Below are 15,618 nucleotides of genomic sequence, written 5' to 3' on the forward strand. Positions count from 1 at the left end.
TAGAACCACCTCAAAATTATTAGTCTCTCTGTCTAATAATTTTACGGCACTTCAAATCTCCCGACTAACATGACCGTCACCGTGCTCTGTCTGGTCGCCTCCGGCTCTAGGCTTCATCACTCAGTCTGACTAGTCGTTATTGCCATTTCACATAATCAATTTAATAATCTGACTCAACGGTTGTGTGCTATCCACTCGACCGTTTTTTAGTGCCTTCAGTCCCTATTTTCTATCACCTAGTCAGCACCCATCAGCCTATTTCGTATCCGCTTCCATCGCTGCCGTCACGCCCTTTAAATTCACAAGCACTTTTTCTTGTCCCCCCTTTACTAATATGCTAATATTAACAGCCTGTGAAGCATTTATACGTGCCGGCAATTATTTTTGATTGATTGCCAGCTATCGTTGATCTAACACATTTTACAAAGGGGGGGCTGACCCTTGGAAACTTCACTTGTGCCACACTGGCGGCATAATATTTACCTCTTCTTGACCAGTCAATTTTTGTCCGGGATTACCAGTATGGTCGTCCAGTACGCAATTATCTGGTATTTGACCAAGCAGACGGGCTCGGCGACTGTGTTGAGTTTGGCGACATTGCTAGGCATGTTACCGATGGTGCTGTTGAGTCCGTTCGTCGGACCCTTTGTCGATCGTTGGAATAAGAAGGGCCTGTTGATCGTACCCGACGTGATTGCGGCCATCTTTGCCATTATTTTATCCATCGTGGGGACGTTGCAAGCAACCTTTCCACTCTGGCTGATCTTCATCTCACTCCTCGTGCGGTCCATTGCGCAGACCTTCCAGATGCCGACGATTCAGTCGCTTTTGCCGACCATGGTGCCCACCGACCAGTTGACAAAGATCAACGGCCAGCTGGGAATGGTCCAGTCCGCCAACATGATTATTTCTCCGGCGCTGGGCGCATTTCTCTTCGCCATCGTGCCGATGAATTATCTGATTCTAGTCGATGTACTGGGGGCCATCATTGGGATTAGCCTGCTGACGTTCGTGACGATTCCGGAACATCCAGTGATCGACGAGAAGGTCCACGTACTAGCCGATGCCAAATTTGGGCTGAATAAGCTCCGCAACACACGTGGTCTCTGGGCCATCACCATGATTGGCGCGGCCTTCACGCTGATGTTCATGCCCGCTGCCAGCCTCTACCCTCTGATGACCATGGGCTACTTCCACGGCACCGTGGGCCAAGCCGGCCTGATCGAAGTCATCTACTCCGTCGGCATGCTCGGTGGTGGCGCCATTATCGGCCTCTTTGGTAACTGGCGCGACCGGATGAAACCCATTTTCTGGGCGACGATAGCCATGGGGGTGACCTTTGGTGGTAGCGGCTTTTTGCCGGGAAATCAGACTGGCTTCATCTGGTTCGCCATCCTCAATGTGCTAGCCGGGACCATGACGCCGTTCTACAGTACGCTGCTGATGGCGATGATCCAGCAAAGTTTTCCACCCGACCAGCTGGGCCGCGTTCTGGGCGTGTTAAACTCACTGACCAGTGTGGCGGGGCCCGTTGGGTTGATTTTCGCCGGCCCCCTCGCAGACGCCATTGGGGTGGAAAAGTTATTCATCATTGGTGGCGTTGGCTCGCTACTCTGCGGTCTCGCAATGTGGCTGATGCCCAGTGCCCGCGAGTACGACCAGCAGCTGCAATCCCGGTTGGCCACTGACACTCTGACTTCGGAAATTAAAGAATAACGCGTTACAATGTTGGGACTGGTTCCCGACTTTTTTATGATTTGACAAAATGAATGAATTATTATATTATTCATTCATCATCAAAAGGGAGCGAGTCTATTTGGAAGAAAAACAACAGCGCCTCTTCACAGCCGCCCACGATTGCTTCATGGCCCAAGGGTTCAAGGCGACCAGCATCGCCGACATCGCGGCTAAAGCCGACGTGGCGGTCGGGACCTTCTACAATTTCTACGACTCCAAGCCGGCCGTCTTTATCGCGGTCTACAACGCCGAAAACGAACGGGTGAAGGCCGCAATCATGGCTCATGTCGACCTGAACGCCACGCCAACTGCGCTGGTGCAGACCGTCCTGCAACAAATTTTTACGCAGTCTGCACACAACCAGATCCTGCAGGAATGGTTTACCAATCCCAAGTTGAACGCCATCATCGCTAAGCAAAATCAGCATGCCATCGAGGACAGCCTAGTCTACAGCACGTTGATGACGCTGATCGATCAGTGGGCAGCACAAGACCTACTCCGGCCAGGCATGACCAAGTCGCGACTCATCAGTCTGTTCAACGCCTTGACCGTTGTCGACCTCCATCAGAGCGAGATTCAAACGGCCGACTACTACCAGTTACTCAGTGATTTGATCAACGGTATTCTCGCCGTCAGTTTAAAATAGCCCGGTGTGGTTATTTTTTTAAAATTAAAATGAATGAATATTAAAAATATTCATTCACCATTAAAAGGAGCTCCCCTCATGAAAAAATTTCCCCTCGGTCTCTTACTTGTCATCATCTTGCTCATCGTCCTCGGTGGCGGCCTCATTGCCTGGGCCAACACCACTCATCGCCGAATCGACGTGACTAACTTCACCGCTAAGTCCTTAGCCACTAAGACGATTTCGTTAGCAGACAATCCCCGCCAGCTCACATTTGACCTGCGAACGGCTGTCCTGGTCATCCAACCCGGTTCCACCACGACACTCACGCTCGACCACGTGACCGCCGACCAATTTCAGATTGATTACAGCAACGACAGCCTCACCGTCAACCAGAAGGACGCGCAACAACATCACTTAGAAATTGGCAAATCGGCGGTGCTCACCCTGACCGTTGCCCATCCGACCACCTTAAAGGCGCTGACCATTACTCAGCTCAACGGGACGCTTAAGCTCAACGGGTTAACGGTCAACCGGCTGGCAATCGACCATACCAACGGCACGACGCTGGCCAACCATCTGACCGTCACCGGTAACGGCCAACTGACGAAGAAGAACGGCGCCACAACGCTCAACGACCTCACCACCGATGGCCTCCACGTTGCCGTGAAAACCGGTCAATTTAAACTAAACGGCGCGAAGAAGGCCGGCAGTGGGCAGAGCTACCACGAACTCGGCCAACACCCATTGACGATTTCCAGCGGGAGTGGGCAGGTTCAGATTACGCAATAGCCACGGGACTTCAGCGCACACAAAAATTGCTAGTACCGCCGACAATCGGTCAGTACTAGCAATTTTTGTGACTAATGTCTAAAGGTTAAACCTTCTAAAATACCAGTCATACCCGCTCTAGCAACAATGGGACTAAAACACTAAGTCTCCACGTTTTCCGACCGTTGTCGTGGTAAATCACAACCTGAGCCGGAGGAGGACAGGGATGTAGCCAGCCATGAAAATAGTGGTCGCTGTGAGCGACTTTTAAGACGTGTTCTTACGGCTTAAAAGCGAGCGAGAAAACTGGTGCTTTTCCAGTCTGAAGCGTCCCCACAGCAGGCGGAATTCCTGTCAGCCGTAGTGCGGCCGATTAAAGGGTCTGGGACAAACTTCTTGCGCTCCAAACGTATATTGCGGAAACGTGCGCCAAAAGGCAGTCAACTCCGCTTAACCCCGATAGACAAACAATCCAAAACCGGGATTATTCGTCTATCGACGTTAATGCTCATTGACTAACCGCCTTCTGTCCCACTCTCAATTAAAACCTACATTTTCTTCTCAAAACCTTCCATCGGTGCGGCTTCGTTCTGGTAATCCACGGCCGTGTTCGGGTCCGTCGTGAAGTGCATGACGGAGTAGAACGCGCCCTTCAAGTAGTCCTGCATGGCACGAGGAATCTTCAGTTCGTCCATTTGGGATGGAGAAAGTTGGTAACGAATGCTGGCCTCATCCCCGTCAACGACCTTTTCGACCCATTGTGGTTCGCGAATCATTTCACGGCCCATGGCAACCAGGTCGGCGCCCAAACCTAAGACGTCTTCGGCATCGGCTGGCTTTTCAACGGAGCCCACACCGATCAACGGTTTGCGACCGGCCAATTGCTTGACCAATTTAGTCATGATCGGTTCGTGGTCGGTCTTATCATTCAACGACGTCCGGTGAGCGGACCCCATCGACGTGTGCACATAATCCACGTCGGAGTTAGCAAGCATATCGACGAAGGCCAACGTGTCGGCCAACCGAATCCCTGGCGTCTCGATCTCTTCTGGAGAGACACGGTAACCCAGCAAGAATGGACGGTCCGCATTGGCCACGATTGCCTGGTGAACACTGGCAATGACAGCCTTGGCAAAGCCCATCCGTGCGTCACGGTCGCCACCCCACTTGTCGGTCCGTTGGTTCGAGTTCGGGGAGAAGAATTGTTGCAGCAAATATGTGTTGGCCCCGTGGAGTTCGACCCCATCGAAACCAGCTGCAATAGCCCGGCGCGTGGCGTCACCAAACGCCACGATGATCTCATCGATCTCGTCTGTCGTCAGGGCGCGTGGTTCCTGCGAGTCAGCTGGGAACGCCGCCTTGATGGCACTAGCGCTGACCGGTTGTTGGCCGCGGAGAATGCTGTCGTTTGACTTCCGACCGGCGTGAAAAATTTGGAGGACCGCCCTAGTCCCGTTTTGCTTCATGGTGTTCGCCAGCTTGGTTAATCCGGGAATATCGCCGTCATCGGCAATGGACAACTCGCCTTCGAACCCTTTACCACTGGCAATGACGTTCGCAACTTCGCCAATAATCATCCCCACACCACCAGCCCGGGCGCCGTAAAAGTCGATCTCATCGTTAGTCACGCGACCATTGTAAAAGCTCGACATGGTGGTCGTTGGCGACATCACCATCCGGTTCTTCAGGGTCACGCCGTTGTCAAATTTAAAGGAATCCAGGAATTTATAAGTCATTTTGAGTCTCACCTTTCTTTTGGGTACAGGTTTGGATTGCCATTAGCACGGGCTGGAGCGTCTCGCCGAGGGGGGAGAGCTGCCAGACGCCATGTTTCACGTGAAACATAATTAGCTGGTGGTGCCATAACCGCCACAAGCCATCGCAGCAACGGAGACGCTGATGCCAGGACAAGTCACGCCACAAACTAGCGCTGGTCCGCGGTCCATTTGCCAGTAAGAGTAAGAGTTGCCATTGCACCGGATGCGTCACCAGTGCCTGTGTCGTGGCCAAGCCACGGATTGTGGATGTCATGCGCCACCTCCTTAACGAAACCTAGCATAACTGCTGGCGAGTGTAAAAAAAAGAAGGCACTTGAAAGTGCCCCCAGTTTGGTTATTGCTAAATACCACTATCCATTTTCAGTCCGATATTGCTAAAGCCGCCGTGGTCGTGGGTAATCTCCATATCGGGGACCTGACTGGCCCGCTGTTCGCCCCACACCGACATCTGAACAAGAATCTGGCCCAGGGAACGGCCCAGGTCGGTCAGGTCGTAAGTCACTTTAAAGGGTGCCCGTTCACCGCCGATGTGCCGACTGATAATCCCATCGCTTTCCAGCTCGCGCAATTGTTGCGTCAAGACCTTTTGTGAAATTGCTGGTAGCTCTCTGCGAAGGTCACACGTCCGCTGCGGCCGATTGCCTAAATGGCAGAGCAATTGAGGTTTCCATTTGCCCCCGATGACGCCTAACGTTGCCTCGACCCCGTTGTTGTAAGACTGTTTCACGTGATGACCTCCTCAGCTTTTTGTCCATTGTAACGCGTTAGGCTCCTTTGGGGGAGTAGGTACTTTTTGGTAACCATCGATTTTTCTCACTCAATCCGGCCGAAATGACCCGCAACGAATTGAATCTCTCCCATATAAGTGTAGAATTAAAACAATTTATTTACTGGGAGGGATTTTATGGCAAAACCAAATCAATTACATACCGGCGATCACGTCGCCCTCGTGAGCCTATCCAGCGGGGTCATGGGTGAGAATTTCGCCGCCCACGAGTATCAGCGGGGTCAACAACGACTGCGTGAATTGGGTCTGATTCCAGTCGCCATGCCCAACGCCTTAAAGGGCATCGACTACCTCGACGCTCACCCCGAGGCCCGTGCAGCCGACCTCAAGACCGCCTTTACCGATCCCAACATCGCTGGCATTTTCTGTGCCATCGGTGGTATTGATACTTATCGTCTGGCTCCCTACCTTTTTGACGACCCCGAATTTGTGGCCGCCGTTGAAGCTCATCCCAAGCTATTTACCGGCTTTTCCGACACGACCGTTGACCACCTGATGCTGTACCGGTTGGGCCTCACCACCTACTACGGTCCCAACGTCATCAACGATTTAGCCGAGCTGGACACGGACCTCCTTCCCTATACCAAATGCACGCTAGAACACTACCTGGAAAACACCGCCACCACCCCGATTACCAGCAGTCCCGTCTGGTACGAGGAGCGCGAGGACTTCTCAAAGGCCGCCCTTGACACACCCCGGATCAGTCATCCCGAGACGCGCGGTTATCAAGTTTTACGCGGTCATGGTAGCGTCACCGGCCGACTGCTCGGTGGCTGCATCGACAGCCTGAACAGCCTACTGACCGACACACGCTATCCCGATGAACCCATCATCGCGCGGAAATACGGTCTCATCCCCAGTCCTGAAGAATGGCGCGGCAAGATTCTCTTCCTGGAAACCAGTGAGGAAAAACCGACGCCGGCTGCTTACCACACCATGCTCCAAAATCTCAAGCACGCCGGCATTCTCGGCAACGTCAAGGCCATCATCACGGGCAAGCCCCAAAATGAGGTCTACTATGACGACTACTGCCGCGCCTTGCTGGACGTGACCCAAGACCTCGCCGTACCCCTCATGACCAATTTCAACTTCGGCCACGCTTATCCGCGAACCGCGTTGCCTTATGGGTTGAGTGCGAAACTCGACTTCGATGCCAAAAAGTTGACCGTCACGGAACCGTTCTTTGCCGGGGAGGTGACGCGATGAGTTCCTGGCGAGACAGTCGCTATGGCTATGATGCCAAACGTGACGCTGCGTTGCACAAGCAAATTACAGAGTTATTAATTAATAATCAATAGATTGCAATTATTAATAATAAAAAGGTCTGGGGATAACCCCAGGCCTTTTGTGCCTCCAAACTTACATTGTCGAAGCATGTGCCACTCTATTTTACTATCCCGCAGGTACCGCCATGACATCCGTATCAACGATACCGAACCGTCGGCGCATGACAGCCTCAATCTCTTCGCCCAGTCGGTAGCTATCCTGTACCTCCATGTGGGGGTCGACCGCGATCACCACATCCAGCGTGACCACGTTGCCGTTGTAGTGGGCCTTGAGCTCCAAAACCTTTTCAACCGCCGCAAACTCCGCGATGGCTTGACCAAATTGGTGCTCCACCTTGGGGTCAAAGTAGTCGGCCAGATTCAGGCTACTTTCCCGAAAGATCCGGATACCAGACGTCAAAATAAAGAGGGCCACCAACATGCTGGCCACGCCGTCCAACCAGGTCACCTGAAATGCCAGGGCGCCACCAATGGCCACCATGGTGCCAATGCTGGTCACCGCATCACTCAGACTATCCTGCGCTGCTGCGGTCAACGCCGCGTTTTGTAATTTTCGGCCAGCACGCTTGTTCAACCACCATACGCCCAGCATAATCACGGTCGCCACGGCCGCACCTAGCAACGTAATCGGACGTGGCACTTCCTGATCAGCAGGATTCATCAGGCTCTTGATGCCACTGTACATGACGCTGGCCGCAATGGCAATCATCACGATCCCCGTAATCATAGTGAAGACCGTTTCGTAATGAAACCGCGTCAACTGTAGCCGCTGCCCACTCGCCGTTGAATCCTCCGGTAGCGGCTGACCCATTAGATCATCGTCGTGAATGTCTCTAGCGATATAGATTCCAATCAGTAGGAGCACCGACGAGATGATTCCGGAAAGGTTATTGAAGGCATCCGCCCGCAACGTCTGCGAGTGACCCACGATTGCTAAATAAAATTCGATCACCGAAATCACCAGGTAAGCCCCCACGTTGATGTATAGATGGCGTTGTGCTCCCCGTAATTTAGTCAATTCACGTTGCTGTGTCGCCTGCCACTCCGCTTGCTCGGCTTGTTGATGATTCTTCAAATCTTTCATACACAGTCCCCCTGTGTTTATATTATTCTAATCCCATTATACCCACTCCTGGTTGAGATACTTAGTAACTTTCTCACTAAATCGACCATTTCAGAAAATAACTTGTGTTAACTTTCATTAATAGTTTTTAGCTTTTGGAAGCGACAATAAAATTTTCTTACACCGGCAAAACCACCGTCAAATCAGCGCTAATATCTAGTTTTCTCACCCAACTAACAAACAATTAATCGAAACCGGTTGCAAACTGTAAATCTTTCGGTTATAATTGCTTTGTGAAATTGATACCAATGATTTTCAAAACTTCCGAAAGAAGGCATTTGTATAATGGCTGAACGTAGTTATGACTTTCTGATGCCCAGTGTCAACTTTTTTGGCCCTGGTGTAATTAACAAGATTGGTGAACGTGCAAAGATGTTAGGGATGAAGAAGCCCGTCATCGTTACCGATAAATTCCTTGAAGGCATGAAGGACGGTGCCGTTGAACAAACTCTGAAATCCTTAGACGCCGCTGGTGTAGATTACGTTATTTATAATAACGTTGAACCTAACCCTAAGATTCGGAACATTAAAGAAGTTAAGAAACTCTATGAAGAATCCGGTGCGGACTCCATCATCACTGTTGGTGGGGGCTCTGCTCATGATACTGGTAAGGGTGCCGGCATTATCTTGACGAACGGTGATGACATCACCAAATTAGCCGGGATCGAAACGCTCGACAAGGCTTTGCCACCACTGATCGCCGTTAACACGACTGCCGGGACGGGTTCAGAATTGACTCGTCACGCCGTTATCACGAACGAAGAAACCCACTTGAAGTTCGTCGTTGTTTCATGGCGGAACATTCCGCTGGTTTCATTCAACGACCCTACTTTGATGCTGGACGTTCCTAAGGGCTTAACTGCCGCTACTGGGATGGACGCCTTCGTTCAATCCATCGAACCCTACGTTTCCGTTGACCACAACCCAATCACCGACTCACAATGTATCGAAGCCATCAAGTTGATTGAAACTTCCTTACGTGAAGCCGTTGCTAACGGTCACAACCTGGAAGCTCGGACCAAGATGGTTGAAGCCGAAATGTTAGCCGGGATGGCCTTCAACAACGCCAACTTAGGTTACGTTCACGCCATGGCTCACCAATTAGGTGGTCAATACGACGCCCCACATGGTGTTTGCTGTGCTTTGCTCTTGCCATACGTCGAAGAATACAACATCATCGCTTGCCCAGAACGCTTTGCTGAATTAGCAAAGATCATGGGTGAAAACACCGATGGTTTGTCCACTCGTGACGCTGCTGAATTGTCCATCAAGGCCATGAAGCAGATGTCCGAAGACGTTGGTATTCCTAAGTCAATCAAGGAAATCGGCGCTAAGCCAGAAGACTTTGAATTGATGGCTGAAAATGCTTTGAAGGATGGGAACGCCTTCTCTAACCCTCGTAAGGGGACTAAAGAAGATATCGTTAAGATCTTCCAAGCAGCCTACGACGCAAAGTAGAGTTGCAGTGAGGCGCTAAAACTTTGAGCATTAGTTTAGTTAAGGAGCGACTCGGTGTAACTGAGTTGGTGCTTAACTGGACTAAGCGGAAAAGTCTGCCTCACGGAACACGTTTCAGCAACAGTAATTCTAGTGCGCTCCCCCCTCAACAGCGCATTTACCACCAACATGACTTAACTCATGCGAAGCTCTTGACGGTCATCCGGTTACCCCCGTTTGGTCCGTCAGCTAAATCAAAACCATGAGCACGGGTAATCGCAGTTGGTTGCACAGCTACCCGGTTGACCGTGTTTAAACAGAAAGGACCATCTCTACATTAGTCGTAGGGGTGGCCCTTTCATTACATATTAGCGTTAGTTATATTGATTTAAAATGGCCGTGCTCCGGCTGCCAGGGATTCCGCTTGCTATGGGGTCGCTTCCATGCTGTAAATCGGCCTCACTCTAAAAGTCACATCCAAAAAGTTCTGGACACCACTGTCTAGAACTTTTTATTTCCCCTATTCAATTGGGCGACCCGATACCGCAGCACCGTCTTCGCCTTCTCAGGCGCGGTCCGGCGCGTGTCGGTCAGGTAAATCTCACGGTGCCAGTAGTCGCCCATGGTTGGGATCACCTTGAGCTTTTTCTCCTCTAAGACGGTCTGGAGCTGGGCAAACGTGGCCGGTTCTTCATCAAATGGACCGTGATGTATGGTCTGCAGGACCTGGCCCTCAGCATAAGTTTCCCATTTCAAGTCGCCGAAATACGGATTGGTCTTCTTACCCATGACCCGTTCCACGGCGGCCTGAAAGTCCTGCTCCGTTAATCGGTCCGGCTGACGCAGCATGATTTTATACTGTAAGGCCGCCTTATTCAGCGACGGGCCCCGCGAGCCGTCACTGGTCGTCCACACACCCTCCAACGGGTAAACCGTGTACTCGTAGGGATCGCCTAGTTCCCCGCGTTTCAACGCCATGCGCAGGTCATAGGCCACCGGGTACAGCGCGCCAATGTGGTCCGCAAAGTCCGGCTGATTGGGGTCACCCGCCCCAGTGACCGTGATAAAGTTCAACGCTGGTAAGGTCAGTAACGTCGGCCGTTTGGGCAAGTACCAGTCCTTTTCCGCCTTCCGCCATTCGTGTTTCATGGAATCCCTCCCTGGATGCTTTAAGCCTAGTTTACCAGAAAATCGCTAACCCTTATAGACTAGCGATTCGTGGACTTATTTTTCAACCAGAGGAACTAACATCTCGCCGTGCACGCCGTTTTCGTCCTTGCCCGTCATGTAAGACGTATTGGGGCCGCCAACGTAAGCGTAGTCGGTCAGTTGTGGCAAAATTTCACCGAATGCGGGCCCTTCGAGAGCATTGTACAGGCCCATTTGGTCGGCTGCTTCACCCGTGATGACCAGATACTTGCCGGCCGGAAATTCAATCAGTCGTTGGTCAGCGGTCGCCGTCACGTCAGCGCTGACTTGGCGCCCCGCGTAGTAGTGAAATTCACCGTTAATGGCTTCGTTGACGGCGAAGGGATAGTCGTTGATTCCAGTCAACTTATCTAGCGCGTGGTCGGCGTTGATTTTCTGCCAAAAAACCGACTTCTGTTGTCCCATGGAAGGGAAGTCCCCCGTGAGCACCGTGCCCAATCCCAATACCGTAAATGCTGATTTCGTTTCAATTGTGTAATTTGCCATGTTGTTGTGGCCTCCTTAAGATGATAGACTCAGTATACGAAAAAATAGTTTCAAAAACTGACACTGTTTGGAGGGAAATTTAAAATGACGAAAACGGCCCGGATCAACACGATGATGCGCTACATCAATAATCGTCAATACTTTACTATTCGTGAACTAATGACCCAGTTTCAGGTCTCCCGGAGCACCATCATCCGCGATCTCAATAACATTCAGGAATTGGGGATGCCCCTGACCGCCAGTGTCGGTCGCGATGGCGGCTACGCGGTGCTTCAAAACCAACTACTGCCGGCGGTGCAGTTCAATAGCGAGGAGCTGAAAGCCCTATTTGTGAGCTTCCTGGCGACCCTCAACACCCAACTGCCCTACCTCCAGAACCGCAATACGCTCACCGAAAAACTGGTAGCAATCGCCTCGCAGACGCAACAAGACGACCTATTAACGCTACAGGAACTGCTGGTATTTAGCCACACCAATCCCGCCAACACGCGACTGACCGAGCTAACCGACTTCGCGCCGGCGATGCTCAAGACACTACTGAATACCTGTCTGACCAGTCGCCAACTCCACCTGACACTCGCCACCGGCACCCGGACGGTCTGGGTTCGCCATATTTTTAACCGCCAGGACAACTGGTACACTGACGCTTGGGACCTCAGCAATCAACAATTTTGCGAAATTAAGGTCGCCGCTATCCAGCAACTGACGCCGGTCGACCGCGAGCAGACGCTGGATCCGGCAACAATTAATGCCGCCATCAAAGCGGCTCGCCCGACCCCGAACGTCTGCGTCCAATTGCAGGCCGCGGCCATTCAACAGTTCCGGCAACATCCCCATCCGACTACGCCCCTCCAGTTTCTGGACCCCTTCCAGCAAACGGCCAAACTCGAATGCTACTTCGACGTTCATCAGCCGCAGCAACTCACCGCTTTCAGTCACTGGCTACTTTACTTGGGCAGCGATGCCCGGCTGACGGTGGCACCGACCGAACTGGTGGCCGTGGTCCGGCAAGAAGTACTGAGAATTGTCAACCAGTTGCCGTGATGTTTCACGTGAAACAACGCCAGGCTAATCGTTGATGATTATTTAATCAAATTTAGCTGGCTATTTTTCTGTAGCACCTATCAAATCAAAAGCAACCAAAAACGATTAACCCCAGATACGCTTGAGATCAATCGTTTTTGTTTTACTTAAAGGTTGAAAAACACTTACGTCCAACGGCCTGACCAATAACAACTTTTGCAGTTAGCCGTCAAATCGTCTGCCGGCTTCCGCGTAAGTCGAGCGATATAGGCTTATGCGTCCGCACCGTTTCCGGTCTACATCTGCCAGCCGGTAAGGCGAAGGCGCATCAATTTCCACACTAACCGAGCGTTACCGCAACAAGTACCCGCCATCGACCGGCAGCATGACCCCGGTCACATAGTCCGAGGCGCTGCTGGCTAAGAACACCATCGGTCCCATCAGGTCGGTCGGCACGCCCCACTCACCATTGGGAATGTGCCCCGCAATTTCTGGGCCGCGAACCGCGTCTTCCTGCAATGGTTTGGTCATGTCGGTGCTGATGTAGCCCGGCGCCAAGCCGTTGACCTGCACGTGGTACGGAGCCAACGCGTCGGCATAGGACTTGGTCAGGCCGACCACGCCATGCTTGCTGGCAGCGTACGGAAAGATCCGTTTGCCCGCCCGGTACGACTGCATCGAGCCAATGTTGATGATCTTCCCGTGCTTTTGGTCGGCCATGACCTTGGCCGCCGCATGGGACAGGTAATAGGTCGCGTTCAAATTGGTGTCGATCACCTTCCGCCAGTCCTCGTCCTTGAAGTCCAGCACGTCGTTACGAATCTGAATGCCGGCATTGTTGACCAGAATATCCAGTTGACCGAATTCTTTTAGCGTTGTAGCGACTGCTTTGTCAGCGGCCCCCGGCACGGTGATGTCTTGCTGTAAGAAACTGATGCGCTGGCCGTAACTCTCCACGGCCTGGCGAATGTCGGTCCAACCGCGCTGGGAATGGCTCACGACCATAATGTCCGCGCCGTATTCAGCAAGCGCGATTGAATAATACTTACCCAGGCCATGGGCACCACCCGTAATCAGTGCTACCTGGCCAGTTAACGAAAAACTCTGACGATCAAATTTTGTCATCTTTTTATCTCCCTTTTCATGCGACTTTCTCTTCATCCAATATAACTTCAGTCAACCCCCTGGATAGCCTCAGTGTACCATGCTTTCCAACAAAAAAGCTCAGGTCACTGCCCGAGCTTTCGCTTAAAACGTTATTTAGCTTGGTGCCGCAATTCCATTTCGATCTCTTCTAGTGACTTGCCCCGCGTTTCGGGAACCAAGTAGTGGACGAAAACCATCGACAGCACAGCGAAGACCGCGAAGACGGCAAATGGACCGCCGACGTTGTTGTGGAAGTAAGACAGCATGACCAGGAAGAATTGGGAAACCAAGAAGTTCCCAATCCAGTTTGCAGCCGACCCGATCGATGACCCAATCCCGCGGACACTCAACGGGAAGATTTCCCCAATGGTGACCCAGGCAATCGGCCCCCAGGAAATGGCAAACCCGAAGATGTAAATCGCAATTAAAATCATGGTTGGAATGGCCGCCGCGTGAATGTTGACGGTAAAGTTCAAGATTGCCAGGATACCCAGTGACACGGCCATGACGATCGACCCGAACATCAGGAAGGTCTTCCGGTTGAATTTGTCCATGATAAACGTGGCTAAAACGGTCACGACAAAGTTCACGATCCCAATCCCAACCGAGATCCAGATGGCGCTACCTTCAGCAAAACCGAACCCTTTAATGAAGACTTGGGGTAGGAAGTAAATGACGGAGTTGATCCCGACCAATTGTTGAAGCAACATAATACCCACGGCCACAATCACGGCCGGACGAGCGATCGTAAACAGTTCCTTAATGCCGCCCTTAGGCTGGTGCGCCACCATTTCGATATCGGCCAATTCCTTGTTGGGGTCATCGGTCGTATTTTTACGTAACATTTTCAAGACGCTCAGGGCTTCTTCGGTGTGACCCTTTTCAGCCAAGAACCGTGGTGATTCGGGCAACATCAAGCCCCCAATCAGTAGCATGGCCGCTGGAATCAACGCGGACCCCAGCATCCACCGCCAGTCGCGAACGCCCAGCAGGTTGTGGTTGAGGAAGCCCAGGTTGGACACGTACGCCAGCAAAATGCCCAGCGTGATCATAAGTTGAAAGAGCGTCCCGAGTGACCCCCGCCGTTCTGCGGGTGCCAATTCGGCCAAGTACGCCGGCGTCAACGCTGAAGCGGACCCTACGGCGAAGCCCAAGATGATCCGGGCAACAACCATGGACCAGAACCCCACGGCAACCATGGAGAGCGAAGACCCCAAGAGAAATAGGATCGCCGCTAAAATTAACAGTCGCTTACGACCGAAACGGTCCGCCAACGGCCCCACGCCAAGCGCCCCGACCGAAGACCCAATCAACACAGAAGACGTGATGAACCCCGTCTGCGCGATGTTCAAATTGAAGTTACTTTCAATCAGTGGCGAGGCCCCAGAAATAATACCAGTATCAAATCCAAATAGAAGACCGCCTAACGCACCAAATGTGAAAATAAAAAACGTACTTAAATGTCGATTCATGACAAATGTCCTCACCTTTCGTAAATAATCAGCAGATATAAGATACCACTTGTGACGGCTTATGTAAACGCTTACTGTAGCTATTTAAAAGCATTTACCTTTAGTCAAAGGACAGAACCAAGCTTAAATTAGTCTATACCAATATAATGTAAAGAATACGTAAAACGGGGACAGTCATGGCGGCAAAAAGTGAGTCTGCTAGACCAATTTCGTGTGATATTACACATGATCCTGCTCGAAAAAAAAGTTAAAAAATTTCCGTTAACCGGCCATTTGGACTAGTTAACAGAAAGGCTGTTACTACTTTTAAGTTAGACCGTTTAGTGTTACCAAATCAGGGGGGACGAATAGTGAGCGTTGATCGCAGCAAATTTACTTTGAACCAGCTGGAATGATTTTTGTTGGTTCGAGGTCATTGAGTGGCGACCGGCAATATCGTGAGGACTCACTGGATATGCAAGGCGACATTAGTGAATATTGCGGTGGTGAAAACGATATTTTAAGTGAACCGGATTGGGATAAGGTTCCAATTTTGGAAGATGGTCGCGTTGATGGCCGGGCAATTGTGAAGAAGCGGCGAGAGTAAGTACACCCGAATACGGTTTTCCTGTTCATCAAATTCTGTATTGTGTGTGATAAATCTGCGTTTTTAATAAATATTGTCATAAACGAAACATGAATTCTAGGGTCCGTTTGAAAACTACTTAAGTAAAATACAAATTGAGGCAACGTATACTG

General features: G+C 51.3%; 15 protein-coding genes. 7 read left to right on the forward strand and 8 right to left on the reverse strand.

The window, feature by feature from the left end; all coding sequences use genetic code 11:
- Positions 1 to 441 precede the first annotated feature (441 nt).
- The 3 genes from FC99_RS03640 (at position 442) to FC99_RS03650 (ending at position 3,154) form a co-directional block, all read left to right on the forward strand.
- Positions 442 to 1,716, forward strand: a complete 1,275-nt coding sequence (locus tag FC99_RS03640) for an MFS transporter (RefSeq protein ID WP_048733228.1) — start codon at positions 442 to 444, stop codon at positions 1,714 to 1,716.
- A gap of 100 nt (positions 1,717 to 1,816) precedes the next feature.
- Positions 1,817 to 2,383, forward strand: coding sequence for a TetR/AcrR family transcriptional regulator (locus tag FC99_RS03645; RefSeq protein ID WP_048733230.1), 567 nt, complete (start codon positions 1,817 to 1,819; stop codon positions 2,381 to 2,383).
- A 78-nt stretch (positions 2,384 to 2,461) separates the two neighbouring features.
- The gene (locus FC99_RS03650; protein WP_048733232.1) at positions 2,462 to 3,154 is read left to right on the forward strand and encodes a DUF4097 family beta strand repeat-containing protein; all 693 of its coding nucleotides are present in this window, start codon (positions 2,462 to 2,464) and stop codon (positions 3,152 to 3,154) included.
- Between the two features lie 527 nt (positions 3,155 to 3,681).
- On the opposite strand, the gene FC99_RS03655 is transcribed toward FC99_RS03650, so the two are convergent.
- The 3 genes from FC99_RS03655 to FC99_RS03665 all read right to left on the reverse strand — a co-directional run bounded on the left by FC99_RS03655 (position 3,682) and on the right by FC99_RS03665 (position 5,638).
- On the reverse strand, positions 3,682 to 4,869 hold the full coding sequence (locus FC99_RS03655; RefSeq protein ID WP_048733233.1) for an NADH-dependent flavin oxidoreductase: 1,188 nt from the start codon (positions 4,867 to 4,869) through the stop codon (positions 3,682 to 3,684).
- A complete protein-coding gene (locus FC99_RS03660; protein ID WP_048733235.1) occupies positions 4,859 to 5,164 on the reverse strand; it encodes a hypothetical protein in 306 nt (101 codons plus the stop codon). The genes FC99_RS03655 and FC99_RS03660 overlap by 11 nt, the downstream gene beginning before the upstream one ends.
- Before the next feature lie 87 nt (positions 5,165 to 5,251).
- Positions 5,252 to 5,638, reverse strand: coding sequence for a winged helix-turn-helix transcriptional regulator (locus tag FC99_RS03665; protein ID WP_048733237.1), 387 nt, complete (start codon positions 5,636 to 5,638; stop codon positions 5,252 to 5,254).
- A 177-nt stretch (positions 5,639 to 5,815) separates the two neighbouring features.
- Between FC99_RS03665 and FC99_RS03670 the strand changes: the two genes are divergently transcribed.
- Complete coding sequence (locus FC99_RS03670) at positions 5,816 to 6,904, forward strand: S66 family peptidase (protein WP_048733238.1); 1,089 nt, start codon at positions 5,816 to 5,818, stop codon at positions 6,902 to 6,904.
- A gap of 186 nt (positions 6,905 to 7,090) precedes the next feature.
- Here FC99_RS03670 and FC99_RS03675 read toward each other — a convergent pair whose 3' ends face one another.
- Positions 7,091 to 8,068, reverse strand: a complete 978-nt coding sequence (locus tag FC99_RS03675; RefSeq protein ID WP_048733240.1) for a cation diffusion facilitator family transporter — start codon at positions 8,066 to 8,068, stop codon at positions 7,091 to 7,093.
- 324 nt (positions 8,069 to 8,392) lie between these two features.
- Between FC99_RS03675 and FC99_RS03680 the strand changes: the two genes are divergently transcribed.
- Positions 8,393 to 9,565, forward strand: a complete 1,173-nt coding sequence (locus tag FC99_RS03680; protein WP_048733242.1) for an iron-containing alcohol dehydrogenase — start codon at positions 8,393 to 8,395, stop codon at positions 9,563 to 9,565.
- A gap of 480 nt (positions 9,566 to 10,045) precedes the next feature.
- Here the strand turns inward: FC99_RS03680 and FC99_RS03685 are convergent, their stop codons facing one another.
- Entirely contained in the window at positions 10,046 to 10,693 is a 648-nt protein-coding gene (locus FC99_RS03685; RefSeq protein ID WP_048733243.1) for a GyrI-like domain-containing protein, read from the reverse strand.
- A 75-nt stretch (positions 10,694 to 10,768) separates the two neighbouring features.
- On the reverse strand, positions 10,769 to 11,239 hold the full coding sequence (locus FC99_RS03690; RefSeq protein ID WP_048733245.1) for a GyrI-like domain-containing protein: 471 nt from the start codon (positions 11,237 to 11,239) through the stop codon (positions 10,769 to 10,771).
- A gap of 84 nt (positions 11,240 to 11,323) precedes the next feature.
- On the opposite strand from FC99_RS03690, the gene FC99_RS03695 reads away from it, so the two are divergent.
- Positions 11,324 to 12,283 carry a helix-turn-helix transcriptional regulator gene (locus FC99_RS03695; protein WP_048733247.1) on the forward strand — a complete coding sequence of 320 codons (960 nt, stop codon included), beginning with the start codon at positions 11,324 to 11,326 and terminating at the stop codon, positions 12,281 to 12,283.
- 330 nt (positions 12,284 to 12,613) lie between these two features.
- On the opposite strand, the gene FC99_RS03700 is transcribed toward FC99_RS03695, so the two are convergent.
- Both FC99_RS03700 and FC99_RS03705 read right to left on the reverse strand, forming a co-directional pair.
- Positions 12,614 to 13,387: an SDR family NAD(P)-dependent oxidoreductase gene (locus FC99_RS03700; RefSeq protein WP_048733251.1), complete on the reverse strand. Its 774-nt coding sequence runs from the start codon at positions 13,385 to 13,387 to the stop codon at positions 12,614 to 12,616.
- Between the two features lie 131 nt (positions 13,388 to 13,518).
- Entirely contained in the window at positions 13,519 to 14,880 is a 1,362-nt protein-coding gene (locus tag FC99_RS03705) for a sugar porter family MFS transporter (RefSeq protein ID WP_048733253.1), read from the reverse strand.
- Between the two features lie 391 nt (positions 14,881 to 15,271).
- Here FC99_RS03705 and FC99_RS13770 point away from each other — a divergent pair, with 391 nt between their 5' ends.
- Positions 15,272 to 15,466 (forward strand): hypothetical protein, encoded by a 195-nt coding sequence (locus FC99_RS13770; RefSeq protein WP_156166904.1) that lies wholly within the window; start codon positions 15,272 to 15,274, stop codon positions 15,464 to 15,466.
- Positions 15,467 to 15,618 lie beyond the last annotated feature (152 nt).

The sequence above is a fragment of the Levilactobacillus koreensis JCM 16448 genome (assembly GCF_001435525.1).
Taxonomy (GTDB): domain Bacteria; phylum Bacillota; class Bacilli; order Lactobacillales; family Lactobacillaceae; genus Levilactobacillus; species Levilactobacillus koreensis.